This window comes from Pseudomonas mendocina (genome assembly GCF_003008615.1).
GTDB lineage: Bacteria > Pseudomonadota > Gammaproteobacteria > Pseudomonadales > Pseudomonadaceae > Aquipseudomonas > Aquipseudomonas mendocina_C.
Genome location: NZ_CP027657.1, coordinates 3,709,408 through 3,734,394, shown reverse-complemented (window position 1 = coordinate 3,734,394; position 24,987 = coordinate 3,709,408). Strand labels below are relative to the sequence as shown.

Annotated in this window: 16 protein-coding genes; all 16 read left to right on the top strand. The window is 65.3% G+C overall.

What is annotated here, in order from left to right; translation table 11 throughout:
• Positions 1-2 precede the first annotated feature (2 nt).
• The 16 genes from cpaB (at position 3) to C7A17_RS17385 (ending at position 24,974) form a co-directional block, all read left to right on the top strand.
• Positions 3-1,034: a Flp pilus assembly protein CpaB gene (cpaB, locus tag C7A17_RS17460; protein ID WP_106739204.1), complete on the top strand. Its 1,032-nt coding sequence runs from the start codon at positions 3-5 to the stop codon at positions 1,032-1,034.
• Between the two features lie 47 nt (positions 1,035-1,081).
• A complete protein-coding gene (locus tag C7A17_RS17455; protein WP_199796337.1) occupies positions 1,082-2,614 on the top strand; it encodes a type II and III secretion system protein family protein in 1,533 nt (510 codons plus the stop codon).
• Positions 2,615-2,625: 11 nt separating this feature from the next.
• Positions 2,626-3,276 (top strand): CpaD family pilus assembly lipoprotein, encoded by a 651-nt coding sequence (locus C7A17_RS17450; protein WP_106739203.1) that lies wholly within the window; start codon positions 2,626-2,628, stop codon positions 3,274-3,276.
• Positions 3,277-3,443: 167 nt separating this feature from the next.
• Positions 3,444-4,664: a histidine kinase gene (locus C7A17_RS17445; protein WP_158704675.1), complete on the top strand. Its 1,221-nt coding sequence runs from the start codon at positions 3,444-3,446 to the stop codon at positions 4,662-4,664.
• Between the two features lie 13 nt (positions 4,665-4,677).
• Positions 4,678-6,042 carry a CpaF family protein gene (locus tag C7A17_RS17440; protein ID WP_106739202.1) on the top strand — a complete coding sequence of 455 codons (1,365 nt, stop codon included), beginning with the start codon at positions 4,678-4,680 and terminating at the stop codon, positions 6,040-6,042.
• Positions 6,042-7,031, top strand: coding sequence for a type II secretion system F family protein (locus tag C7A17_RS17435; RefSeq protein ID WP_199796336.1), 990 nt, complete (start codon positions 6,042-6,044; stop codon positions 7,029-7,031). The genes C7A17_RS17440 and C7A17_RS17435 overlap by 1 nt, the downstream gene beginning before the upstream one ends.
• On the top strand, positions 7,028-7,990 hold the full coding sequence (locus tag C7A17_RS17430) for a type II secretion system F family protein (protein ID WP_106739201.1): 963 nt from the start codon (positions 7,028-7,030) through the stop codon (positions 7,988-7,990). Before C7A17_RS17435 ends, C7A17_RS17430 begins: the two co-directional genes overlap by 4 nt.
• A gap of 14 nt (positions 7,991-8,004) precedes the next feature.
• Positions 8,005-8,856: a tetratricopeptide repeat protein gene (locus C7A17_RS17425; RefSeq protein WP_158704674.1), complete on the top strand. Its 852-nt coding sequence runs from the start codon at positions 8,005-8,007 to the stop codon at positions 8,854-8,856.
• Positions 8,856-9,371, top strand: coding sequence for a TadE/TadG family type IV pilus assembly protein (locus tag C7A17_RS17420; RefSeq protein ID WP_106739199.1), 516 nt, complete (start codon positions 8,856-8,858; stop codon positions 9,369-9,371). Before C7A17_RS17425 ends, C7A17_RS17420 begins: the two co-directional genes overlap by 1 nt.
• Entirely contained in the window at positions 9,368-9,952 is a 585-nt protein-coding gene (locus tag C7A17_RS17415) for a TadE/TadG family type IV pilus assembly protein (RefSeq protein WP_106739198.1), read from the top strand. Before C7A17_RS17420 ends, C7A17_RS17415 begins: the two co-directional genes overlap by 4 nt.
• Before the next feature lie 205 nt (positions 9,953-10,157).
• Positions 10,158-10,577: a YbaN family protein gene (locus C7A17_RS17410; RefSeq protein WP_106742998.1), complete on the top strand. Its 420-nt coding sequence runs from the start codon at positions 10,158-10,160 to the stop codon at positions 10,575-10,577.
• A 376-nt stretch (positions 10,578-10,953) separates the two neighbouring features.
• A complete protein-coding gene (locus C7A17_RS17405; RefSeq protein ID WP_106739197.1) occupies positions 10,954-12,555 on the top strand; it encodes a Tad domain-containing protein in 1,602 nt (533 codons plus the stop codon).
• 54 nt (positions 12,556-12,609) lie between these two features.
• A complete protein-coding gene (locus tag C7A17_RS17400; protein ID WP_106739196.1) occupies positions 12,610-21,006 on the top strand; it encodes a beta-propeller fold lactonase family protein in 8,397 nt (2,798 codons plus the stop codon).
• A 23-nt stretch (positions 21,007-21,029) separates the two neighbouring features.
• Positions 21,030-22,742 (top strand): TolC family protein, encoded by a 1,713-nt coding sequence (locus C7A17_RS17395; RefSeq protein WP_106739195.1) that lies wholly within the window; start codon positions 21,030-21,032, stop codon positions 22,740-22,742.
• A 130-nt stretch (positions 22,743-22,872) separates the two neighbouring features.
• Positions 22,873-23,622 carry an efflux RND transporter periplasmic adaptor subunit gene (locus C7A17_RS17390; protein ID WP_106739194.1) on the top strand — a complete coding sequence of 250 codons (750 nt, stop codon included), beginning with the start codon at positions 22,873-22,875 and terminating at the stop codon, positions 23,620-23,622.
• Positions 23,619-24,974: an efflux RND transporter periplasmic adaptor subunit gene (locus tag C7A17_RS17385; RefSeq protein WP_199796335.1), complete on the top strand. Its 1,356-nt coding sequence runs from the start codon at positions 23,619-23,621 to the stop codon at positions 24,972-24,974. Before C7A17_RS17390 ends, C7A17_RS17385 begins: the two co-directional genes overlap by 4 nt.
• Positions 24,975-24,987 lie beyond the last annotated feature (13 nt).

Here is a 24,987-nt window from a genome sequence, read left to right as displayed (position 1 = left end):
CCATGAAAACCCCTTCCGCCCTTCTGCTGGCAGGCACCCTGTTGGTCGCCGGTAGCGCCGCCCTATTGGCCCGTGTACTGCTGACACCACCGCCACCACCGCCCGTGGTCGAGAAACCTGTCGAAGCCTCCAAGCCGACCTACCCAGCCGTACTGGTCGCCAGCCGTGACCTGCGCCCAGGTGATTTCATCGACGCCAGCGCAGTGGAATGGAAGGCCAGCGACAATGCTTACGACGAGCGCCTCTACTACACCCGCGGCAGCGAAGCCGCCAGCCAGCTGACTGGCGCTGGCGTACGCCTCCCGGTAGCGGCAGGCACCCCGCTGACCAGCGCCCTGCTGGTCAAACCCAACGAGCCTGGTTTCATCGCCACGGTGATCACGCCCGGCATGCGCGCGATCACCGTGCCCACCAGCCAGACGGCCAGCCAGTACAGCATGCTGACCTCGGGTGATCGGGTAGACGTGGTGGTCAACCTCCAGCGTGAGAATGAGCAAGATACCGGCATCATCCAGAACGGCGATCTGATGAAGGTGCTGATCCGGCACACCGAAGGGGAAGCGTCCGAGCAACGCCAGCGCATGATCCGCCAGGTACTGGGGGCTACTTCGCAATCTCCGGTGCCACGCCTGGCGGCACAGACCCTGCTGCAGAACGTTCGCGTACTGTCGCTCAACAACCGTGTACGCAGCCCCCTGCAACAGCGCCCGGAAGAAACTGAAAAGAGCAGGAAGAACCCTGACGCCTACCCCAATCCCTGGGCAGAAACCGTCACCCTGGAAGTGCCGCCGGCCTATGCCGAGCGCCTCGCGCTGGCCAGCCAGATAGGCACCTTGCAACTGGTTCTGCGCAGCAGCCAGGACATTGGCGACGGCCTGGTGCGCCCCGGCACCGGCAAGGTCACCACCCTGGCGCAAACCACCAGTGTTTATAGCGCCAGCACACCAGCCAAGCAGTCCTTCGACAAAGCGCCATCGGCCAGGGTCTTCCACGGCGATGCCAGAAACGACGTGTATTTCGACGACTACAAGTGATGCGGCCGAACGCTCAGCTCACTTCTGCCAACTAGAGAAACCGACACATGAAGTTCGCGCTCAAACACCTTGCCTTGCCGCTGGCCTGCCTGCTCGCCACTCCGGAGCTGGCGCATGCCGAATCCCAGGATGAGGCAGACCTGCCCGTCGCCGAGTCCGACACCTACAACCCCGATCTGGACATGGCCTTCGCGCGTGACTACTACGCGCAAATGGGCCAGAGCGCAGAACCCGAGAAGCCTGCAGTACGCCAGTTGCGCGGCAAGCTGAGGACAGTCGAGGAAACCGAGACGATCCAACTGATGCTCAACCAAGGCCGACTGCTGCAACTGCCGCGCGAAGCCACCAACGTGATGGTGGCCAACCCGAACATCGCCAGCTTCCAGATGGCCTCGCCCGGCAGTGTCTTCGTCTTCGCCAAGACCCCAGGCAGCACCACGCTGTACGCCCTCGATGCCAATGACGAAGTGGTGGTCGCCATCCGCCTGGTCTCCAGCCAGGACACCGCCGCCCTGACCCGCCTGAGCACGCAGATCGCCGAGCAGATCCCCGGCGCCAAGGTCGAGTTCGTGCCATCGGGCAGCAGCCTGATCGTGCGCGGCAGCGTACGCACACCGCAGCAAGCCAAGCAGGTGATGGACAGCGTAGAAGCCACGCTGGGCGCCAGCTCCAGCCAAGGTAGCGGCGCGCGTCCGCAACCGCAGGGCGGCGGCAATGGCCAGCCGGCTCCGCGCGTGATCAATCAGCTCAAGGTCGAACTGTCCGCGCAGGTCAATATCAGCGTGCGCATCGTCGAGGTGTCGCGCAGCCTGACCACCTCGCTGGGCCTGAACTGGGAAGCGACCTTCGCCAGCAACCGAGGCAATGCGCTGTTCCGTACCGGCAACAGCATCTTCGACGCCGCCACCAACCGCCTGACCGACACCGTGACCGACGCCACCGGACCGATCCTCGGTGGTGGCCGCACACGTGGCCGTTCCAGCGTTTCGGCGCTGCTCACCGCGCTGTCCAACGACGGCCTGGCGACCATCCTGGCCGAGCCCAACCTGACCGCCATGTCCGGCGAGACCGCCGGTTTCGCCGCCGGTGGCGAGGTGCCCATCGTCACCTTCGTCAACAACAGCGTGAACATCGATTACAAGCAGTACGGCGTGATCATGCGCATGACCCCGACCCTGCTGTCGCCGAATCGCATCAGCCTGCACGTCGCTCCGGAAGTCAGCGACCTGTCCGATGACGGTGCCGTGCAACTGGATGGTTTCACCATCCCGGCCTTCAAGGTACGCCGCGCCGACACCACCGTCGAAGTCGCCAGCGGCCAGAGCTTCGCCCTCGCCGGCATGCTGCGCAGCACCATCAACCAGCAGGTCACCAGCGTGCCGGGACTGAAGAGCCTGCCCGTGCTGGGCCGCTTCTTCGAGACCGAAACCAGCGAACAGAGCGACAGCGAGCTGGTGATCATCGCCACCGCCTACGTGGTCGAGCCGACCGCCGCCGGCGCCCTGCAGACCCCAGGCCGTGGCATCCGCGCCCTGGACAACATGATTCCCGCCCAGGCCACCGCCGGCTATCTGTTCTGAGGAGAATCGTCATGCCCGTTCGTCCCCTGCTTTCCCTGCTGGCGCTCTCCGTCCTGCTGGTCGGTTGCGACCGTCAGCTCAACCAGATGCGCGAACACCGCTTCACCCCCTATAAAACCGCCCAGGCGCCAACCGTCGCCCCTTCAGCACTGGTTGCCTCGCTGAAGGCCAACGGCAACGGCAGCTTCACGGCCGAATCACTGGACAACCTCAACACCCTGCTGCGTGTGCAGGGTCGCCTGCGCCAGCAGACCCTGACCCTGCAGCCCTACACGCCATCCGGCGAGCGCCTGGCCCAGCGTCTGACTGGCGTGTTACGCGAACAGGGTGCTGTGGCTGAACAGGTCATCGTCCTGCCGTCGCGCCTGGAAGCACCAGAAGCCCAGGAATGGGATCTGCAGGTGGTCTCCGAAGCCCTGGTGGTCAAGGTACCGGACTGCACCATCGCCGATCAGCAAGCCTGGACGGTCAAGCCTTACCAGGCCGTCGGTCCGCTGGGCTGCGCCAACCGTGCCAACCTCGCCGCGATGGTTTCCGACCCACGTGATCTGGTGCGCCCACAGGCGCTGGATGGCGGCGACGGCATCAATGCGGTGAACGCCGTGGGCCGTTACCACGACGACGAAGTCCGCGAACTGCTCGACATCGACTTCCAGGACTGAACAGCCATGTCCGCGTCAGCCGTTGCACACCTTGTACTGTATGAGCGGCCGGGCGGCGTACCGCTTCAGCCGCGAAGCGCTACAGCCGAGGATTTCGCGGCTAAAGCCGCTCCTACGGAAGCCGACCGAACACGCGGATATGGCCCCGAAGCAAAGAGACTCGTGACATGAACGACACCACGCAAACGCTCAACAACGACTCGTCCAGCCTGATGCTGTTCGCTGCCAACGCCGAAGAAGCCGGGCGCTTTGGCGAACAACTGCTGCGTCTCGGCCAGGACGCCAGCCAGGCCCGCGCCGGCGGCATCGCCGCCGCCATCGCCTGGAGCCGTGACAACCGGCCGCCACAGGTGCTGATCGTCGACATAGACGGCGACGCCATGCCGCTGCAGTCGCTGGCCGAGCTGGGTGAAGTCTGCGACCCGGCCTGTCACATCGTGGTGATCGGCAGCAAACAGGACGTCGATTTGTATCGCACCCTGCTGCACAGCGGCGTGTTCGACTACCTGATCAAGCCCGTGCCGCTGGATCTGCTGGCGGCCACCCTGGGCCGCGCCCGTGCCGGCCATGCCACCAGCCATGGCGCCCGCAGCGGCCGCACCATCGCCATCAGCGGGGCTTCCGGTGGCTGCGGTGTAAGCACCGTGGTCGCCGGCCTGGCGCAGATTCTCTCGCAGGATCGGCACATGGCCACCGCCGTGGTCGACTTCGACCGCCACAATGGCGATCAGAGTCTGCTGCTGGGTTACGAAGGCGACGCCGGCCTGGCCGGTGCGCTGAGCAGCGGTGAGATCGACAGCCGTCTGCTGCAACGTGCCATGGGCCAGATCAACGAACGCCTGCACCTGCTGGCCCAGGCACCGACCCTGCGCCCCGAGCAGAACTTCAGCAGCGAACACCTGCTGTTTCTCGGCGCCAACCTCTGCCACATGTTCAACCAGGTGATCTGGGATCTGCCGGCCGGTCGCCCGCACGGCACCCTCGATGTACTGGCCCACGCGCAGACACGCATCCTGCTCACCGACCTGACCGTGCAGGACGCGCGCAATCTGCACCGCCTGCTGCGCGAGATCGGCGACGAAAGCGAGGGTCAGCACCTGCTGCTGGTGGCCAACGCCGCCCGAGGCAACCACGGCGGTGTGGTCGAGCGCAGCCAGTTCGAGGATTTCATCGAGCGTCGCATCGACCTGCAACTGCCCTACGCCGGCCCTTCGCTGGCCGGCAGCCTGCTCGCCGGCTCGCTCAATCTGGCCGCCGCGCCAGCGCTGCAACTGGCCCTGCAGGATCTGGCCGACCTGGCCACCGGGCACACGCCCAAACGCGCCACGGTCGCCCCCAGCAACCTGCTGACACGCCTCAAACGCGTACTGAACCGCCAAGCGGCCTGAGGGGACTTCGCGCATGCTTATCCGCCACCCGCAAAAGAACCGCGAACTGCGCCAGTCGACCCAGGCCGAACAGACCCCGACGGCGCAGCAGGACGTACGCGCCACCAGCGTGCAGCGCAACGCCCAGACCAAGCCGGTCGACAACGCCAGCACGCAGAACCGCAAGCTGATCCGCGGCTACCTGTACGACCAGATCGACCCGCTCAAGGCCGCCGCCATGGGCCGCGACAAGCTGCGTGTGCAGATCGAGTCGCTGATCCGCCGCATCTGCGATGACAACCGCCTGCAACTGTCGCGTCAGGAAGAGGAAGCCATCGCCGAGGAAATGCTCAACGAGATGATCGGCATAGGCCCGATCCAGCCGTTGCTGCACGACGACTCGGTGAACGACATCCTGGTCAACGGTGCCGGCCAGGTGTTCGTCGAACGTTACGGCAAGCTGGAGCTGTCGCCGATCACCTTCGTCGACGAAGAGCACGTGCTCAACACCGCCCAACGCATCGCCGCCGCCGTGGGCCGACGGATCGACGAGAGCCACCCGATGGTCGACGCGCGCCTGACCGACGGCAGCCGGGTCAACGTCATCACCTACCCGCTGGCCATCGACGGCACCAGCATCTCCATCCGCAAGTTCATGCGCCGCAACATGTCGCTGGAAATCCTCGCCGAGCGTGGCGCGCTGTCCATGGAAATGGTCGAGGTGCTCAAACGGGCCATGGTGGCCAAGCTCAACATCATCGTCTCCGGCGGTACCGGCGCGGGCAAGACCACCCTGCTCAACGCGCTGTCGCAGAACATCAGCGATGAAGACCGCATCATCACCATCGAAGACGCCGCCGAACTGCAACTGCAGCAGGTTCACGTGGTGCGCCTGGAAACCCGCCCGGTCAGCGCCGAAGGCACTGGCAAGGTCGACCAGCGCGACCTGGTGCGCAACGCCCTGCGTATGCGCCCGGATCGCATCATCCTCGGCGAGGTGCGTGGCGGCGAGTGCTTCGACATGCTCCAGGCGATGAACACCGGCCACGACGGCTCGCTCTGCACCGTGCACGCCAACACCCCGCGCGACGCCATCATGCGCCTGGAGAACATGGTGATGATGGCCAGCATGCAGCTGCCGCTGGAAGCCATCCGCCGGCAGATCGCCAGCGCGGTGAACCTGATCGTGCAGGTCGAGCGCATGCGCGACGGTGGCCGTCGCATCGTTTCGATCACCGAGGTCTGCGGTATGGAGAACGACGTGATCCAGACCCAGGAGCTGTTCGCCTTCAAGACCAGCAGCGTCGATGCCCAGGGCCGCCTGGTCGGCCAGTACATCGCCAGCGGTCAGCGCCCGCACTTCTACAACGCCCACGCGCACCTGTTCGAGGGTCACTGATGGACGCCGTACTCGATCTGCTGACCCTGCTGGTGTTCCTTGCCGTGGTGCTCGCCGTGCTGGCAGCACGCAGCCTGAGCCGGCGCAACGTGCCGGACAAGGTCGTGCTACAGCGCCTGGAGAAGCTCAAGGGTGAGCTGGTTGGCCAGGCCATCAAGAGCAGCCCGCCGTTGTCGGTCGACGGCATTCTCAAGGAAATGGAGAACGCCCCCTTCGCCGACCTGCCGCTGATCGGCCCGCGTATCGCCAATATCTGGATGGGTATCAGCGTGCTCGGCTGGCGCCAGAGCCTGCCGATGCGCGTGGCCCTGACCGCCCTGGCCAGCCTGATCGGCGGCGTGCTGCTGGGCAAGGAAACCCCGTTGCCGCTGCTGGCCAGCCTGCTGCTGACCCTGGTGTTCTTCACCGTGCTGGCGACCCTGGGCTACCGCAAGGGGCTGGACAAGCACCTGGCCGAACTCAAGCAGAGCCTGCCGGAAGCCATCGACGCCATCACCCGTACCGCTCGCGCCGGCGTGCCGGTGAGCAACGCCTTCGCCCTGGTCGCACCGAACATCGCCGGGCCGCTGGCGGTGGAGTTCGCCCTGATCGACAACTGGCTGCGCCTCGGTGTGCCGCTGCGCCAGGCCATGCAGGACTCGGCCAGGCGTATCCCGCTCAACGAGTACCGCTTCTTCGCGGTGATCCTGATCATCAACCAGGAAGCTGGTGGCCGCCTGGGCGAGACCCTGGATCGCCTGTCAGGCACCCTGCGTGACCGCCACGAGCTGCACCTGAAGATCCAGGCCAAGACCTCCGAGGCCCGCGCCTCGGCGAAGATCGTCGCCTCGCTGGTGCCATTCGCCCTCGGCTACATGTACCTGAACTCGCCGCGCGACTTTCACTTTCTGCTCAACGATGCGACCGGCAACCTCGTGCTGTTCTATTCCTTCGGCAGTGTGGCGCTGGGCCTGGTCATCACCCACCTGATGGTAAGGAGGGTGACATGACCACCCTGTTCGACGATCCCCTGGCCATCAGTGCCCTGGCCATCCTGCTGGCCGGTATCGGCCTGCTGCTGATCGGCCTGCATCACCGCAGCCAACTGGCGCCACTGCGCCAGCGTTTGCGGGTCGATGCACCTGCGGCAATACCCAGTGTTCGCCAGGACGACATCCTGCGCGGCCAGGGCTTGCAACTGCCGCCGCGTCTACAAGCGTTGCTGGTGCCGATGGCGCGTTTCGGCGAAGGCCTCGCCGGTACCGACAACGACCGGCAGAAGCTGCGGCGTCTGCTGATCATGGCTGGTTTCCGCAGCCAGGAAGCCCTGGGCCTGCTGATGATTGGCAAATACGCTCTTGGCCTGCTGCTGGCAATGATCATGCTGTTCGGCGTACTGGAACCCGGCTCGCGCCTGGGCATGAATGGCCTGGCCGGCGGCCTGCTGGCGCTGTTCGCCGGCACCACCGCGCCGGAACTGTGGCTGAAGATGCGCAGCGCCAAACGCGGCGAACGCCTGTCGCGCAGCCTGCCCGACGGCCTCGACCTGATGGTGATCTGCGCCGAGGCCGGCCTGCCGCTGGGCCGCGTGCTGCAGGTGGTGTCCAAGGAGCTGGCGCTGTCGTCGCCGGAACTGGCCGACGAGCTGCGCTACACCTACGCCGAACTACAGATTCTCAGCGACCGCCCGCGCGCCCTGCTCAACCTGGCCGAGCGCACGGGTGTGAGCGGCATCGAAAGCATGGTCGCCACCCTGATCCAGGCCGAGCGCTACGGCACGCCGCTGTCGCAGGCGCTGCGCACCATTTCCGAGGAAAGCCGCAAGACGCTGATCCTCAACCTCGAAGAGCGCGCCGGCAAGCTGCCTGCACAACTGAGCGTGCCCCTGATGACCCTGATCCTGCCGCCTATCGTGGCGATGATGGGCGCACCGGCGATGGTGCGCGTCATCCGCCTGCTCAGCCAATGATGCGAGACTTCTTCATGCCTGCGTACCGCGTTGCCCTGCTGCCTTTGCTGTTCACCCTGACCCTAAGTGGCTGCGCCAGCCTGTCTTCGGTTTCCCAACCATCCCTGGACAAGGAGGCCGGCGAGGCGCTGCGCCTGGCCCACACCCTGCGCGACAACCAGCGCCTGCAGGCGGCCTACGAGGTCTATGCGCGCATGGACGAACGCGGCCAGCTCAGGGGCAGCTACCTGCTCGAATACGCCAGCGTCGCCGCCACCGTGCGCCCGGCCGGCGAAGCACTGGCCCTGTACCAACGCACCCGCCAGGAGCTGGGCGGCGATCCGAGCGCCCTTCCAGCCGAACAGGCACAAGCCCTGTGCAACGGTCTTGGCCGTGCGCGCCTGAGCCTGGGCCAGGCAACATTGGCCGAGCGCGACTTCCGCTGCGCGGTGCAGGCCGTGCCGCATGACCTGCAGGCGCTCAACGGCCTGGGTGTCGCCTACAACCTGCAGAAACGTGACGGCGACGCCCGCGAGCAATTCCAGAAAGCCCTGGAGATCGACCCCAGCTACACGCCGGCGCTGAACAACCTGGCCCTGTCCTGGCTGGCCAGCGGCGACAGCGGCAAAGCCATCGGCCTGCTCAACCAGGCGCGCAGCCAGGGCGACATTTCCCTGCAGTTGAACCTGGCACTGGCCTACGTTTTCTCCGGGCATGAGGACACCGCCCAGGCAGTGTTGCTGGAGAACATGGAGGCGCAATACGCCGGACAGATCCTCCAGCAGTTCCGCACCGCACGCGCCCGCGTCGACGCGGGTGCACCACTGGCCAGCGAACTGCTCGCCGCCAGTCAGCAACCATTGGCCCTGAGCGAGCAAGCCGAGTGATGCGACAGGTCTCATTCCGTGCCCTGCTGCGAGGGCAGCAAGGCGTTACCGCAGTGGAGACCGCGCTGATCCTGCCGGTTCTGCTGTTCGGCGTGATGATGCTGTTCGAACTGGCGCGCATCAGCCTGATGATCGGCGTCGGCAGCCTGGCCCTGGAGCGAGCCCTGCAGGACTTTCGCCAGGATCGTGCCTTCTACGCGCAAACGCCTGAAGTGCTGCAGGCCGCCATCGAGCAACGCCTGATCGACTCATCCTATGGTTTTCTCACCGAGGACAACTTTCAGGTGGATGTGCTGGCCTTCGATAACCTGCGCCAGTTCGGCGGCGGCGCGGCGGACAAGGAACAGGACGCGCTGGATACGTCGCCGCCCGTACTCAGCGTCACCGTCGACCTGACCCAGGTGTTCATGACGCCGCTGCCAGCCCTGTTCGGCCTCGGCGATGCCTTCCAGTACCAGTACCGCCAACTGCTGGGCAGCCTGACCAGTGAAAAGGACGTGGAGGAGGACGAATGAGGCTGATTTCACGGCGCAAGCAGCGCGGCAATGCCCTGCTCGAAGGCGCACTGATCATGCCGTTGCTGATCGGCACGGCGATCATCATCGGCGACCTGTACAACATCAACCAGGCCCGCGCCTACATGGAGCAATCGGCCCACAGCGTCGCCAGCATCCTGGCCATGCAGAGCCGCCTGGACAAGGACAGCCTGCAGGCGCTGACCGAACAGACCGCCGCAGCCGGAGCGCTTGGCCAATATGAGATGGTCATCAGCCGGGTCATGCTCGACCGCAGCATGCCCTGGAAGCCGCTGTATCGCGGCAATGCCGAAGGCATCTGCCCGGAGCTGTCGAGCGATGGTCGCTACAGCGGCGAACTGCCCGAGGAAGTACCAGCCGCCGACGAGGACGAAGCGCCGGTGACCGCCTCCATGATGGTCGTGCAGCTGTGTCGCAACAGCGACAACCTGGCGCTGAGCAGCGCCCTGATCGCCGACAAGGACATCCACACCATCTCCTTCGCGCGCATGAGCTACAACGTCATCGAACTGGACGAACCGCTCAGCGAAGAAGTCGGCCTCAAGGACGAAGACAGCTGAGCCAACTCGTGGGAACGGGCGTGCCCGCGAAGCGTCAACCCTCACCACGCCTGCCGAGCCAGCCGGCTCGGCAGGCGTGACAAACATGAACGCCTCTTAACTTGCCTAGCGACTGCCCAGCCCGTCTACTTGACCACTCCCGTTGTGTGGCGTCGCAAAGAACCGACGGGTGTACGCCTCCATTGCTGTGCGGATCATCCCTGAAATGCCTACACCTGCTGCAAACCAGCCTGCCACCGGTCGCGCCAAGCGACTCTGCTACCTGGCGCTGGCCTACCTGAGTCTGGGCATGGCCATCCTCGGCGCGATCCTGCCGGGCCTGCCGACCACCGAATTCGTCCTGCTGGCCGCCTGGGCCTCGAGCAAGAGTTCGCCGCGCCTGAATCGCTGGCTGCACCAACATCGTGTGTTCGGGCCGATCCTCAACAACTGGGCCAACGGTGGTGTGATCGCCCGCCGTCACAAGTTCTACGCCAGCATCAGCATGCTCGCCTGCTTTGCCCTGCTGCTGTGGCACGAGCCACCGCTGTGGCTGCTGCTAAGCGCTGGCGGCGGCATGTTCTGCGGTGCCTGCTGGATCTGGTCACGACCCGAGTCGTTGCCGGTGGAGGGCAGGTCGGCCTGAGCGCCCCCTTTTCGCGGCTGAAGCCGCTCCTACGAGGTTAGGGAGCGCCGTGAATCCATGCATCCGTAGGAGCGGCTTCAGCCGCGAAAGAACCGAATGCCACATGCCGACATAGCGCTGCACAGACCCGCGCGCTGCAACGGCGGCGTACCGTGCGGGCTCACATGACCCCATGTGTTCGCTCCCTTAAGCATTCTTAATGAAACGATCATTGCTCGCGATTGGGAATAATTCTTATCTTTACCACTACGCGCCCACGCTCTCAGTCGGGCACTCAGTGAAAGGCAAGATTTCCGATGCGTGCACCCTCCTTTTCCACTCGGCATCTCTTCTCGGGAATCCCTGTTTCTGAAGCTCTGCACGGCGAGCGTCATTCATGATCCACGCTCGCCAGCAACGCGGCAGCATCGCGCCCTTCATGGTTCTGGCCCTGGGCGGCGCCCTGCTCGCCACCGCCTACGCCATCGACACCAGCCGCCTGACCAACAGCGCCGCGCAGATCAAGCGGGCCACCGACATGGCCGCGTTGGCCGTGGGTCACGAGCGCCTGGCCAGTGGTGAAAAGCCGCTGGAAGACTTCAAGAAGCTGGCCTACGGCTACGTCGTCAACAACCTGGGCCTGGACAGCACCCTGGCCGCGCAGATCGACGAAGAGAAGCTCGCCCTCAGCGAGCAGAAGGACGATCAAGGCCGCACTCGCTACAAGGTCGAGGTCACCTTCCAGGCAGATGCCGACCTGCTTGGCGTGGAGCCACGCGACCTGCTCATACACTCCACCGTGGAGGTGCAGCCGAGTGCTCTCGAAGTGGCGCTGACCCTGCCCAACTCGGGTTCGGAAAACGAGCGTAACCTCGACGTACTGCGCCGCCTGAGCATGCGCTTCGCCGAGAACCTGGTGAAGGATCGCGACGATGCCTGGCTGGCGCTGGTGCCCTTCAGCCAGTCGGTGAACGTTTCGCCCGATTACACCAACCCCGACAGCCGCGCGCCGGCCGGCCCCAGTGCCAATCACCTGCAACGCCTGAACAGCTGGTCGATGCCCTCGGCGCTGCGTCCCATCGAACTCACCTCACTGTTCCGTTCCGGCTACGCCGGCCTGCATGACCGCCGCATCCCGGATCGTCGCGCCAACCTGCTGTGCATGTACCGCGGCCTGAGCCGTGGCGAGAACTACCACTGGGATGACGCGCCGAGCGGCCAGTTCCGCATCTACTACCGCCACGACCTGCCAGAAAATGGCAGTCCAGGCGCCAACCCGATCCGCTGGATCGGCCCCAACCCCATGTTCGGCCAGGCCACCGGCGTCAACGACACGCGCTGGATGGTCGCCGACCGCGGCTGCCCGTCAGCCCCCCTGCTGCCCCTGACCAACGACCTGGACAAGATCGAGGAGCGCCTCGATCAGATGTCCACCCGCTTCAATACCAACTACGCCATCGCCATGGGCTGGAGCGCCATGGCACTCGCCCCGGCGTTCCGCGGCAGCGCTGGCTGGAACCTGTCGGACGATCTGCCCAAGGACTTCAAGGACGACGGCGGCGACAGCTACAAGGCCATCGTCATGCTGGTCAACACCACCGGTGAGCGCTGGTTCGACAGTGACGCCTACAACGCCTATATCGGCCAGGCCATCGATGGAGAAACCGGCAGCGATGGCGAAAACCTGAGCCTGAGGACGCAGCGCTTCGCGCGCCTGTGCGACAGCTTCCGCGAGCGCAAGCTGCGTTTCTTCATGATCGCCATCGGCCAGGACGAGATAGAGAACAACGACCTGAACGCCGAAGGCACGATCGACGGTGCCTCGCAATTCCGTCGTATCGCCGGCCCCGGTCTGGCGCGCTGCGCCGTCAAGAGCGGTGACATCACCTACCTCCAGGGATTCGACTTCGCTGCCGCCGAAGGCCGCATTCAAAGTCGCCTGGACGAGATTCTCGAAGACATTCGCCAACAGGGCTCCTACGTACGCCTGGTCGAGTAGCCCTGACGCCGCACGCCCTTCTCATTTTCACCTTCACTGTCCTGGAAGACTGCCATGACCACACGCAAGCCATCGCAACGCTATTTCCGCGCCCTGGCCCTGGAGCCGCGCATACTGCTCGACGCCGCGGCCGTTACCACCGCAGCGGAAGTGGCGGCACAGGCCGAGGTGCCAGCGACTGCCGAGGCGCCGGGCGTCGAGGCGACGCCGGTCAACAACACGCTCACCATCACCGACAGCACCACCAGCTTCCCAGCGGTCGATCTGTTCGCGGACGTCAATGTCTTTCAGGAAACCAGTGGCCTCGACGAGCTGGCCGACCTGGTCATCACCATCGATCGCACCGGCAGCAATCAGGCGCTGGTGATCGACGGCAAGGTCATCGAGCTGGTGGCCGGTAGCGGTACTACGCGAGCAGGCGACACTGGCTACGTCTACAGCGTGAGCGTTTCCGGCAGCACCACGACCATCACGCTATCGCTCAATTCGTTCGCGCCAGACCCGCAGGACGTCGGCACCCTGATCGACACCATCGCCTACCAGGCGCTCGACAAGTCCGTCGCCAGCGGCACCGTTACCGTCACCCTGCAGAGCCTGAGCGACGACGGCGGCCAGAGCACTGATCTGAGCGCGATCAAGGCCACGGTCGAGGTCGACAGCCAGGTCAACGTACCACCGGTGATTTCCGGCGACGTGCTCAAGGAAGCCGAAGCGCTGAATACCGGCGTACTGGCCGGTTCCACCGAAGTGGCCTATTCGGCCGATGGCAAGTACGTCTACGCAGCCGGCTCGAACAGCAGCATCAGCGTGTTCGAAGTCGGCGATACCGGTAGCCTGGTATTGAAGCAGACACTGACCGGTGTTCAGGATCTGGGCACGGTCAAGCACCTGGTCGTGAGCGCCGATGGCAAGTCGATCTACACCGCCTCAGGCAGTGGCAACCTGGTACTGCTCAACGTCAACGCCGATGGCACGCTGAGCTACGGCGCCAGCATCGCGGTGGGCTCCAGCGTGACCGGCGGCATCGCCATCTCCGATGACGGCAAGCAGTTGTTCGTCGGCAGCCAGTACAACGGCCTGTACGTGTACGACCGCGATACCAGCACCGGAGCCCTGACACTGATCCACCGCCCCGACGGCCGCAGCGGCATGGTCACCACCTCCGGCGACTACGTCTACGTGACCTACGCTGGGGCCGGCATCGTGACGCCGCCCAGCCTGTCGGTCTATCTGCGCAGCGCCTCGGGCACAGGCGCCCTGACCTTGGTCGACAGCATCAACATCAGCGCCGTCGGCACCGACCTAGTGGCCTCCGAAGATGGCCGCTACCTGTATGTGGCCACCAGCAGCGGGCTCACTCTCTACCAACTGGGCACCGACAACAGGCTCACCCAGACCAATGTGATCAGCGGCATCCAGACCGGCAGCCTGTCGCTCAATACCGAAGGTAACCGCCTGTATGTCACGGCCACCAACGGAACCGTGCATATCTACAGCGTTGCGGCCAATGGCAGCCTGACCGACATGGGCACGCTGACCAGCGCGACCAATGGCCAGGAGATCGCCGTATCCGCTGACGGCCAGTCCATCGTGGTTTCCGGCAATGGCCTGAGCCGCTTCTCCTCGATCCAGACGCTGATCCGTGGCGAAGCGATCACCCTGGCCAGCGGCCTGACCCTCAGCGACGCCAACTTCGACCGCCTGGCCGGCGGCTCCGGTGACTACAGCGGCGGCCAACTGGTCATCGAGCGCGCAGGCGGCGCCTCCGCCAATGACGTATTCGGCTTTGCCGATGGCAACGACCTGATCCTGGAAAATGGCACGCTGTTCAAGGCCGGGGAAGCCATCGCCACCTTCACCCAAAGCGGCGGCACACTGACCATCACTTTCCTCGCCGGCACCAGCCGCGCCGATGCCAACGCCGTGCTGCGCCAGCTGACCTACAGCAACGCAGGCACGGATGCCAATGGCAGCGTGGTAACTCTGCAGCTGCGCGCCAACGATGGCCAGGCCGACAGTCAGGTGATCGATCTTGAGGTGTTACTGACCCGCAATACCGCTCCGCAACTGACCACCACACCGGTCACAGGGGCGGCCTACGACACCAGCGGTACTCTCGTTGCGCTGTTCAGGGACACGACCGTCAGCACCGGCGAGGTCGGCCAGTCGATCATCCAGCTGACTCTCAACCTCGATGGGCTGAACGGTGTCGCCAACGAATTCATCATCGTTGCCGGCACGCACATCGACCTGTCGCAGTCCGCCAGCGGCAACGCAGGCGCCTACACCTATACCTACACGCGCAGCGGTGACAGCGCCACGCTGGTCATCGACAGCAGCGGCATCAACTCCGCCACGGCACAGGCCCTGGTCAACGGCCTCACCTACGTCAACGACACACGCGAAGCCACCACCGGCACCCGCACCATCACCCTGACCAGCATTCGCGACAACGGCGGCAACGCTGGCGGCGGCGACGACACCGGCGAACCCGGTATCAGCGCCAGCATCACCCTGGCCATCAACAATGCGCCGCAATGGCAGGCCGAGGTCAGCGACCCTGATCGCACCCTGTACTACGCCGACGGCACGCTGAACGGCTACACCGATCGCGTCACCGACATGGTGTTGTCCGCCGATGGCAAGACGCTGATCATCAGCGGCAGCACCGGTGACAACACTGGTGGCACCAGCTACCTGCGGATCTATTCTCGCGATACCGCCACTGGCGAGCTGACCCTGGTGCAGACCTTCACCCAGGGTGCCAGCGACAACCCGGCCACCGAAGCCATCGAGGTCAACGGCCTCAACGCCATCACCAGCATGGCCATGCACGGCAACAACCTCTACCTCGCCGGGAATACTGGCGATGCCGCCATCTACTCGCTGGTGCGCTTCACCTACGATGCCGCAAGCGGCCAGTACAGCTACGCCGGCATCGTCGCCACCCAGGGCGTCGCCGGCGTCACCGGCCTGGACGCACAGATATCCGAGATCGTGATCTCGGCGGACGGCACGTCGCTGTACACCATCAACGGCGTTTCGACCATCGATGGCGCGACGGGGAAATCCGTACTGACGCAGTTCTCCATCGATCCGCAATCCGGCGCCCTCAGCTACCTGGGCGCTTACCAGGGCGGCTCGGCCGAACTCGGCATGAACGCACCGACCGGCATCGCCGTGTCCCCTGACGGCACCTCGGTCTATGTCAGCAATCGCAGCAACAGCATGCTCACGGTATTCACCCGTGACACCCAGAGCGGCGCGCTGACCTACGCCGGATTCATCAACGCCAGCACGATCGCTGCCGACACCGACAGCGCTACCCAGCCCAGCGACAATCGCTATCTGCTGGAGCTGCAGGACATCGTCATCTCTCCGGACGGCAAGTACGTCTATGTCGGTTCAGGACAGCAGGCGACCCTGACGGTCTTCAGTCGTGACAGCGCAGACGGCAGCCTGACCTATGCCGGCACCCTGGCGCTCTACCCGTACGTGAATTCCCTGGCAATCCGCGAGATCGCCATGTCCAGCGACGGCTCCGCCATCTATGTCGGCTTCAACGGCGGCCCGTTGGCCGTGCTCAGCCGTGACAGCATCACGGGGGCCGTGGCCTTCATCAGCAGTCTCAACGTCGGCGCACGCAGCAACCAGATCGCCGTTACCCCCGATGGCCTGAACATCTACACCGGGCGCAGCCAGTTCACCACGGGCGTGGCCGTGCTCTCCGCCCTGCCCAACGCCAATTACGTTGCCAGCCGTCCGAGCACGCCATTCGCCGAGGGTGTCAGCTTCTCCGATGCCGACTTCGACGCCGCGAACGATTACCAGGGCGCAGAACTGACCATCAGCCGCAACGGCAGCGCCTCGGCGAACGACCTGTTCGGTTTCAAGGACGGCGCCGGCCTGAGCCTGGTCGGCAACCAGATCATGCAAGGCGCGACCGCCATCGCTGAGTTCGCCTCCGCAGACGGCAAGCTGACCATCCGCTTCATCGCCGAGGTCGACAAGGCCACGGCCAACCAGGTACTGCAACAGATCACCTACCGCAACGACAGTGCCGAGGCACCGACACGCGTCGACCTGAAGCTGAGCATCGGCGATGGCGGCAAGAGCAGCGACACTGTTCTGGTACTGCTGCTGAGCGCACCCGAACCGGTGCTGGCGGCCAGCGGCAACGCTGCCTCGATCACCCTCGGTGGTGGCAGCCTGCCGGGCCAGGTCGACCTGTTCGAGCAGGTCTCGATCAGTCTCGGCGAAGACGGAGAGCCACTCACCGACCTGCTTCTCACGGTCGATCGCAGCGGTGCCGACCAGGCACTGATCATCGACGGCGAGACCATCACCCTGCAGGCCGGCAGCGGCCACACCAGTACCAATGGTTACCAGTACACAGTCGAAGTGAATGATGGCGTTACCAGCATCCGTATCCGCATCGACTCCTCGACCAGCGGTGCCACACCAGAATCCGCCGCCACGCTAATCGACGGCATCGCCTACAAGGTGCTGGCCGACACTGCCAGCGCCGGTACCGTCACCATCACCCTGGCCAGCCTGAGCGATAGCAGCGACCAGATCGAACCGGGCATCAGCGCCAGCGTCACCGTACGTGACCAGCGCCAGCTCCCCACGCTGGGCGCAGAAACTGGCGCACTCGACTATGCCGACCTGCTCACCCTGCTCGATGGCACTGGCAACAACCAGTTGCAAGGCATCCAGGGCATCACGGTCATCGGCGACAAGGTCTACGTGGTGCGTTCGACAACCGACTTTGTGTATGACGAAGAGACCCAGACCGGCTCGGATATCGCCATCAACACCCTCTTCGTCTACCAACGCGCGGCGGATGGCTCGCTGCAACTGCTCGAAAGCCAGGAAGTCACCGGGTTGAGCGGTGCGGCAACGTTGCATGCGTCGGATGACGGCAACACCCTCTATCTGACCGGTGCCGACGGCATCGCCCTGTTCAACGCCAGCGACCTGCAGCAACTCGGCACCTTCGGCGCCGACATCGGCCTGATCAGCGATGTCGTGGCCCAGGGCGACAAGGTCTATGTGACCGCCGACAGCAAGCTGTTGGTATTCACCCGCAGCGGCGCCAGCCTGACCCTGGAGCAGACGCTGGAAGATGCCGGCGACAGCGGCATGCAACTCGACGGGGCCAACGCCATCAGCCTCTCGCCCGATGGCAAGACCCTGTACGTCGCCACCTCAGGCGGCAGCACGCTGGTCAGCGTGTTCAGCATCGCCGCCGACGGTTCGCTGACCTTCAGGCAAGCGGTCGCCGGTGCCAATGCAGCCGAATTCGGTCACTACGCCTCTGCGCTCAACCTGTCGGCCGACGGCAAGACGCTCTATGTGATCGACAACAACTCGCTGTTGCACGTGCTCGATGTCGCGGCCGATGGCAGCCTGAACGCCACGGCCGCCCTCGAGTTGGGAGAGAACAGCGAGATCACCGTCAAGGACGTGATCGTTTCGCCAGATGGCAAGAGCCTGGTGGTGATCGGCGACCTGGGCTTCAGCGCAAGCTGGAACAAGTACGGAATCTTCCTCTACAGCCGAGCTGAAGACGGTTCCCTCAGTCTGGTTCAGAAAGTCGAAGGCTTCGGCGACTACGCCAACTATCAAGGCACCACCTTCAACGAGGTGCGCCGCGCCACGTTCAGCTCCGATGGCACGCAGCTCTATCTGACCGGCATCTTCGTTAAATCCGGCTGGAACGAAGGTGTGCTGGTCGTCGACCTGAAGCCCGTCACCCGCACCTTCACCGAAGGCGGCGAAGCCGTCGCCATTCTTCCCGGCGGCAACCTGAGCGACCCGCAGCTCGACGCAGCAGGCAACTACCAGGGCGCCAGCCTGGTGATCGAGCGCAGCGGCGGCGCCCAGGACGGCGATGCCTTCACCTTCCTCGCCGGCAACGGACTGGAGCTGAAGGACGACGGCACGATCTGGAAAGGCGCTAGCGCGATTGCAACATTCGTCGAGGCCAATGGCACGCTGACCATCACCTTCCTCGCCGGTGTCAGCCAGGCCGACGCCCAACTCGTCCTGCGTCAGGTGGCCTATGCCTCCAGCAGCAACGACCCGGAACAAGCCGGCAAGAACGCGACATTCAGGATCGTTTTCGACGATGGCGAGAACAACCAGGCGCAGTTCGATGCCGGAGTGATCCTGGAAGGCATCAACGATCCCGCCGTGGTCAGCACCTCGCCTCTAAACCCGATCTTCACTGCCGGTGACGCGCCGGTCAGGCTGTTCGAGAACACCCAGATCGACACGGTAGAAACCGGCCAGGGCATCTGGAAGGTGCAGGTTGTTCTGAGCGGGATTGCCGCCGGCGACATTCTGGGCATCGGTGACGAACGGATCAGCGACCTGAGCACCCTCGCCGGCAAAGGCGTCCAGACCCTGCCATCGGGCCAGGCCTACAATCTGTACGCCGATGGTGACGATCTGATCCTCGACCTTTTCCTGCCCGAGGCCTCCGGCACGCCAAAGCAGGCTCAGGCCCTGATCGACAGCCTGTCCTTCGCCAGCGACAGCACGGCCCCCGAGGGCACCCGCACCATCGGCCTGCAGATCATCGAGGATGACTACAGCACACGCAGCACCTTCTCCGAACAGGCCACCATCACCCTGCGCTCCGAGGCAGGCGCCGAGCCCATCCCGCCAACTGCCAGCGCCACGGGCAGCGATAGCACGATCCGCATCGGCAGCGACGGCAGCCTGCCTGGCGATGTCGACCTGTTCAGTGACGTGAGCGTCTCGGCCGGGCTCGATAGCAGTGAAATCGAGCGCCTGGTCATCAGCGTGGATCGCACTGGCGGCAACCAGGCTCTGGTCATCGGGGGAACGCAGATTGCCCTCACCACAGGCGACGGCGTCGGCAACGGCTATCTCTACGAAGTGACCGTAAGCGGCGATACCACCACCCTGTCCATCACGTTCACCGGCCAGAGCAGCGCCGAAGTCGGCACCCTGATCGATGGCATCGCCTATCGCGTGATGGACAGCAGCGCCGACAGCGGCGAGGTGACCGTCACCCTGGGCGAAATCCACAACAGCGACAACCTCGAAGCCGAGCCCGGCATCAGCGCCAAGGTCACCCTGGCGAGCAACACAGACCCGCAGGCCAACCCTGGCGACTTCGTTCTGGTCGATGCCAAGGCCGGGCAGCACTACAGCATCCAGCTGCCTGCCAATCTGTTCAGCGACACCGATGGCGACACCCTGACCTGGACGATCGATGGACTGCCCAGTGGGCTGAGCTTCGACCCGCTCACCCGTACCCTGTCCGGAATCGTGCAGGCGATGGGCAGCCACGACCTGACCCTCAAGGTCAGCGATGGCTGGGGCGGTGAAGGCGAGATCGAGCTGACCCTCGACGTGGTCAACTCCGAGCCGGTGGCCAACGAACAGTTCTCGCTGGGTAACGCGACGCCGGGCCAGGCCTATGCAGTCACCCTGCCGGACAACCTGTTCAGCGACGCCAACGACAGCGAGCTGAGCTGGGAAATCGTTGACCTGCCGGAGTGGCTCAGCTTCGACGCCGACACCCGGACCCTGTCAGGTACCGCGCCGGAGACCACGGGCAGCTACAGCATCACCCTCAAGGCCAGCGATGCCCATGGTGGTAGCGCCACGCTCACCCTGGCACTGCGTGTCGCCAACGCCGAGCCGACAGCCAGCGAAACCGTGCTGCCGGAGCTGAGCACTGGCTTCCAGCAACTGCCTGGCAACTCGCCCACGAACACCTTCGGCGGGCCTGCGCTGAACGCGCCGCTGTTCCAGTCGAGCGACGCCCCGGGCGAGAACCCAGTAGAGGCCACCGCTGCGGCGCAACCGGCGCCGACCTCGCAAGGCCTGTTGCGTGGCAGCGGCAGTGGCCTGGCAGACGGCCGCGGCTCACTCAGCGAACAACTGGCCAGTGCCGACGGCGTGCTCACCGACAGCGGCCAGCAGAACACACGCGGCAGCTTCAGCTTCGATGGCACCACCCTGCGCAGCAACGTCGACCTGACTCTGGGTGACGGCCGCAGCATCAGCCTGCAGTTGCCCGTCGAGCTGCCCGAGGGCGGCACGGTTCAGCGCGTCACCCTGGCCAACGGCCTGCCGTTACCGAGCTGGGCGAGCTTCGATGCGCGTACCGGCGAACTGCGCATCGACCGCGAACGCCTGCAACGTGACGGCGTGCTGCGCCTGACCCTGATCAGCCGCGATGGCGAAGGCAAGGAGCAACGCACGCCAATGGAAGTGCGTGCGGCACAGGCTCCAGCCAACGCTGAACGCGAGACGCCAGCAGAAGCGGCGGCGCAAGCCGAGTCGCTGCCCGAACGCCTGCGCCAGGACACGTCCAGCGCCCTGCTCAGTGATGCCCTCGACCTGCTCGACCAATTGAGCGACCTGGCTGGGGAGCCAGTCGCTGCCACCCTTCGACACACTGCCTGAACACTGCCAAGGATCTACGCACGATGAACCGCCCAACCTTCAATCGCCCCACCCTGCATCTGGCCATCGCCTGTGCCGTGCTGGGTCTTTCCGCCTGCGCCGTGACGCCCGAGGCGCTCACCCCCGAGCAACAACTGGCCGAAGCCCAGAGCGATCGCCGCACCATGTTCGATGCCCAGGAACCGGTGACCCGTGCCATCGGCCTGGAAGAAGCCATGGCGCGCGCCGTGAAGTACAACCTGCAACAGCGCCTGGGCCTGATGCAGCGAGCCCTGGAAGACAACACCCTGAGCGTCAGCAACCTCAACCTGCTTCCGCAACTGGCGGCCAACGCCGGCTGGAAAGGCCGTGACAACGTCTCCGGTTCGTCCAGCGAATCGGTCACCACCGGCCGCGAATCGCTGGAACCATCGACCAGCAGCGACCGCTCCAGCCGCGACGCCAGCCTGCGCCTGTCGTGGAACGTGCTCGACTTCGGCGTCAGCTACTTCAGTGCCAAGGCCCAGGCCAACAAGGTACTGGCCGCCGAGGAAGCGCGGCGCAAGGTGGTCGCCGATATCGTCCAGCAGGTACGTGAAGCCTATTGGCAGGCCGCCAGCGCCGAGCGCCTGCAACCGGAAGTGGTGCGCGCCCTGAGTGACGCCCGCGGCGCTCTGGAACAGGCCCGCCAGACCGAGCGTCAGCGCCTGGTCGCGCCACTGGAGTCGCTGCGCTATCAGAAGAGCCTGCTGGAGATGATTCGCCAGCTGGAAGTGGTCGAGGGCGAACTGGCCGTATCCAAGGCGCGCCTGGCCAGCCTGATGAACCTGCCGCCGGCCACCGAATTCAGCCTGGTTCTGCCGAACGACGCCAGCTACGCCCAGCCGCAACTGACCTACAACCTGGCCGATCTGGAGGTCACCTCCATGACCCAGCGCCCGGAAATCCGCAGCGAGAGCTACCAGGCGCGCAACGCCGTGCTGGAAACCCGCGCCGCGATGCTCAAGCTGCTGCCGGGCGCCAACCTGTTCGTCGGCGCCAACTACGACAGCAACAGCTACCTGGTCAACGACAACTGGGCCGACGCCGGCCTGCAAGTCAGCTGGAACCTGTTCAACGTGCTGGCCTACCCGGCTGTGAAGCGATCCGGTGAAGCGCGCCTGCAGGTTGCCGAGTTGCGCCGCCAGGCCATGCGCATGGCCGTGCTCACCCAGGTCAACGTCGCCTGGCGCGAGTTCGAGCGCTCCAGCCAGGTGTTCGCCCGATCCAACGAGCTGCAACAGGTACAGCGCGGCATCTTCCGGCAGAGCGAGAGCGCCTACTCCAGCCAGGCGCAGAGCCGCCTGGAGCGCGTACGCACGGCAACCGAGACGGTACTGGCCACGCGCACCCGCGACCGCGCCTTCGCCGAACTGCAGGTCGCTCACGGCGCCGTCTACCAGGCTGCCGGCCTCGATCCGCTGCCAGAGAAAATCGCCGGCAGCAGCGTCGCTGAGCTGACCCGCGCCATCGTCGGCAACGCCCAGCGCCTGGATCAGGGCCAGGGCACCGTACCGGCCGGCATCGCCGCCGCCCAGCAAGTCCCTTATGGCACGTCCGCTCCCCTGGTGGTCAGCGCCGCGCCGACAGCCCCCGCTGCACCGCTGATCGCCGCGACCGAACCGCAGCGCAAGGTACTGCGCCTGGACATGTGGGAAAGCCTCGGCTCGCTGCGCGGCGCCGAGCTGGTGCCCGTGGAGAGCGTTCGTGACCGTTAAGCCAAACCAGGGCAATCGCATGAAAGTTTTTTGTAGGAGCGGATTCATCCGCGAAAATGGCAGTCTCCACGCGATTTTTTTCGCGGCTGAAGCCACAGCGCAGCGCCGCCTATTCACGCCTACCCCTGCCATGCGTTTGCCCCGCTATTGGCCATCGGTGCTGGCGATCCTGATCGCCACCGCCGCGAACATGGCCCATGCCGAAGAAACCGGCGAGCTGCGCGTGCAGCTCAGCCCGGTGCGCCAGACCGTGCTGTCCAGCGAGCTGGCCGGCAAGCTCACCGAGCTGACGGTCAAGGAAGGCGATTCGTTCAAGGAAGGCCAGCGCCTGGCCGGCTTCGACTGCTCGGTACAGCGCGCCCAGCTGACCCGCAGCGAAGCCGCCCAACGCGGTGCGCAGAAGAAGCTCGACGTGGCCAAACGCCTCGACGCGCTGGAATCCATCAGCCAGGCCGAAGTCGCCCAGGCCCAGGCCGACCTGGCCGTAGCCCAGGCGGAAAGCGGTGTCGGCCGCGCCATGCTCAAGCGCTGCAACCTCGATGCGCCCTTTGCCGGGCGCGTTTCGCAGCGCATGGCTCAGCGTTACCAGCACGTTGCCGAAGGCACCGAGCTGCTGGCCATCTACGACGACAGCGCCTACCAGCTGGAGCTGATCGTACCGTCGGCCTGGATGGCCTGGCTCAAGCCCGGTGTCGACTTCAAGGTACGTCTGGATGAAACCAGCCAGGACTACCCCGCACAGATCGAACGCCTGGGCGCGGCCATCGACCCGCTCAGCCAGTCGCTCAAGGTGTTCGCCCGCATCACTGGCGACACCGCCGGCCTGCTGCCGGGAATGAGCGGCGTGGCCCTGCTGCAGGCACCCGGAGCCGGTTCGTGAATGCCAACGTGACGCCCCTGCGCGACAAGCGTGCCGAACGCCTGGCGCTGCTGCTGCAACTGGAACGTCGTGCCCGCGCCGAGGAGGATCTGCTGGGCTTAAGCTTTCTCATGGTCAACGACAGCCGCCAGTTGCTCGACTACCGCGAGGCGCTGCTGTGGCACGCCGACGAGGGGCGGATCACCGCCTGCTCGGGCCTGGCCCAGGTGGAAGCCAACGCGCCCTTCATGCTGTTTCTCGCTCGCCTGTGCCAGGGCTGGAAAGCCCAACCCTGGGCTGCCGAGCTGCATGAACTGAGCGCGGCGGATAGCCCCGAGCAAAGCCGCCACGAATGGCACGAATACCTCGCCGAACATCTGCTCTGGGTGCCACTGAGGCGCCGTGGCGGCGAGCTGCTCGGCTGCCTGCTGCTCAGCCGTGAACAAGCGCTGACGCGCCCCGAACGCGCCCTGCTGGAACTGCTGCAGGATGCCTATGCCCACGCCTGGGCCGGCCTGGGCGGGAGCAAGCGCAGCAGCAGCGTCAGTTGGCTGCGCAAACGCCCACGCCGCGTGGTGCTGTTCGCCGTGGCGGCTCTGGTCGCCCTCGCCCTGCTACCTGTGCGGCAAACCGTGCTGGCACCAGCGGAAATCGTCCCGCGTGAACCGGCCGTATTGCGCGCGCCGCTACAGGCCGTGGTCGAAGGCATGCTGGTGCAGCCCAACCAGCCGGTGAAAGCCGGCGACCCGCTGGTGCAACTGGACAAACGCGAGCTGGAAAACCGCCTGGAGTCGGCCCGTCAGGGTTTGGCCGCTGCCGATGCGCAACTGCGCCAGACCCGCCAGCAGGCGCTGTTCGACGAGCGTGCCAAGGCTGGCCTGGCTGAGCTGATCACTCGCCGCGACCAGGCCCGCGCCGATGTCGACTACCTGCAGAACAATCTGGAACGTTCGCTGATCCTGGCACCGCGCGACGGCGTGGCGATCTTCGACGACCCCAGCGACTGGATCGGCCGCCCGGTGTCGATGGGCGAACGCATCATGCAGGTAGCCGACCCACACGACGCGCGCCTGGAAATCCACCTGCCGGTCGGCGATGCCATCGCTCTGCAACCCGGCGCCGAGACCCGCCTGTTTCTCAACAGCCAGCCCGGCAGCCCGCTGCAAGCCACCCTGCAACGCCACGGCTACCGCGCCACCCCGGCCGCCGACGGCAGCATGGCCTACCGCCTGGACGCTGCTTTCGACGAGGCCGATCCACGTGTGCGCGTCGGCCTCAAGGGCACCGCCAAGCTCTACGGCCAGCGCACCCTGCTGTTCAACTACGTGATGCGCCGGCCGCTGGCTGCACTGCGCGTTTATCTGGGCTGGTAGCCGATGCCATTCA

Coding starts and splice junctions, on each gene's coding strand:
- C7A17_RS17405 (WP_106739197.1), top strand. CDS start 10,954: ATGATCCACGCTCGCCAGCAACGCGGCAGCATCGCGCCCTTCATGGTT.
- cpaB (WP_106739204.1), top strand. CDS start 3: ATGAAAACCCCTTCCGCCCTTCTGCTGGCAGGCACCCTGTTGGTCGCC.
- C7A17_RS17435 (WP_199796336.1), top strand. CDS start 6,042: ATGGACGCCGTACTCGATCTGCTGACCCTGCTGGTGTTCCTTGCCGTG.
- C7A17_RS17400 (WP_106739196.1), top strand. CDS start 12,610: ATGACCACACGCAAGCCATCGCAACGCTATTTCCGCGCCCTGGCCCTG.
- C7A17_RS17450 (WP_106739203.1), top strand. CDS start 2,626: ATGCCCGTTCGTCCCCTGCTTTCCCTGCTGGCGCTCTCCGTCCTGCTG.
- C7A17_RS17445 (WP_158704675.1), top strand. CDS start 3,444: ATGAACGACACCACGCAAACGCTCAACAACGACTCGTCCAGCCTGATG.
- C7A17_RS17455 (WP_199796337.1), top strand. CDS start 1,082: ATGAAGTTCGCGCTCAAACACCTTGCCTTGCCGCTGGCCTGCCTGCTC.
- C7A17_RS17430 (WP_106739201.1), top strand. CDS start 7,028: ATGACCACCCTGTTCGACGATCCCCTGGCCATCAGTGCCCTGGCCATC.
- C7A17_RS17425 (WP_158704674.1), top strand. CDS start 8,005: ATGCCTGCGTACCGCGTTGCCCTGCTGCCTTTGCTGTTCACCCTGACC.
- C7A17_RS17420 (WP_106739199.1), top strand. CDS start 8,856: ATGCGACAGGTCTCATTCCGTGCCCTGCTGCGAGGGCAGCAAGGCGTT.
- C7A17_RS17415 (WP_106739198.1), top strand. CDS start 9,368: ATGAGGCTGATTTCACGGCGCAAGCAGCGCGGCAATGCCCTGCTCGAA.
- C7A17_RS17395 (WP_106739195.1), top strand. CDS start 21,030: ATGAACCGCCCAACCTTCAATCGCCCCACCCTGCATCTGGCCATCGCC.
- C7A17_RS17440 (WP_106739202.1), top strand. CDS start 4,678: ATGCTTATCCGCCACCCGCAAAAGAACCGCGAACTGCGCCAGTCGACC.
- C7A17_RS17410 (WP_106742998.1), top strand. CDS start 10,158: ATGCCTACACCTGCTGCAAACCAGCCTGCCACCGGTCGCGCCAAGCGA.
- C7A17_RS17390 (WP_106739194.1), top strand. CDS start 22,873: ATGCGTTTGCCCCGCTATTGGCCATCGGTGCTGGCGATCCTGATCGCC.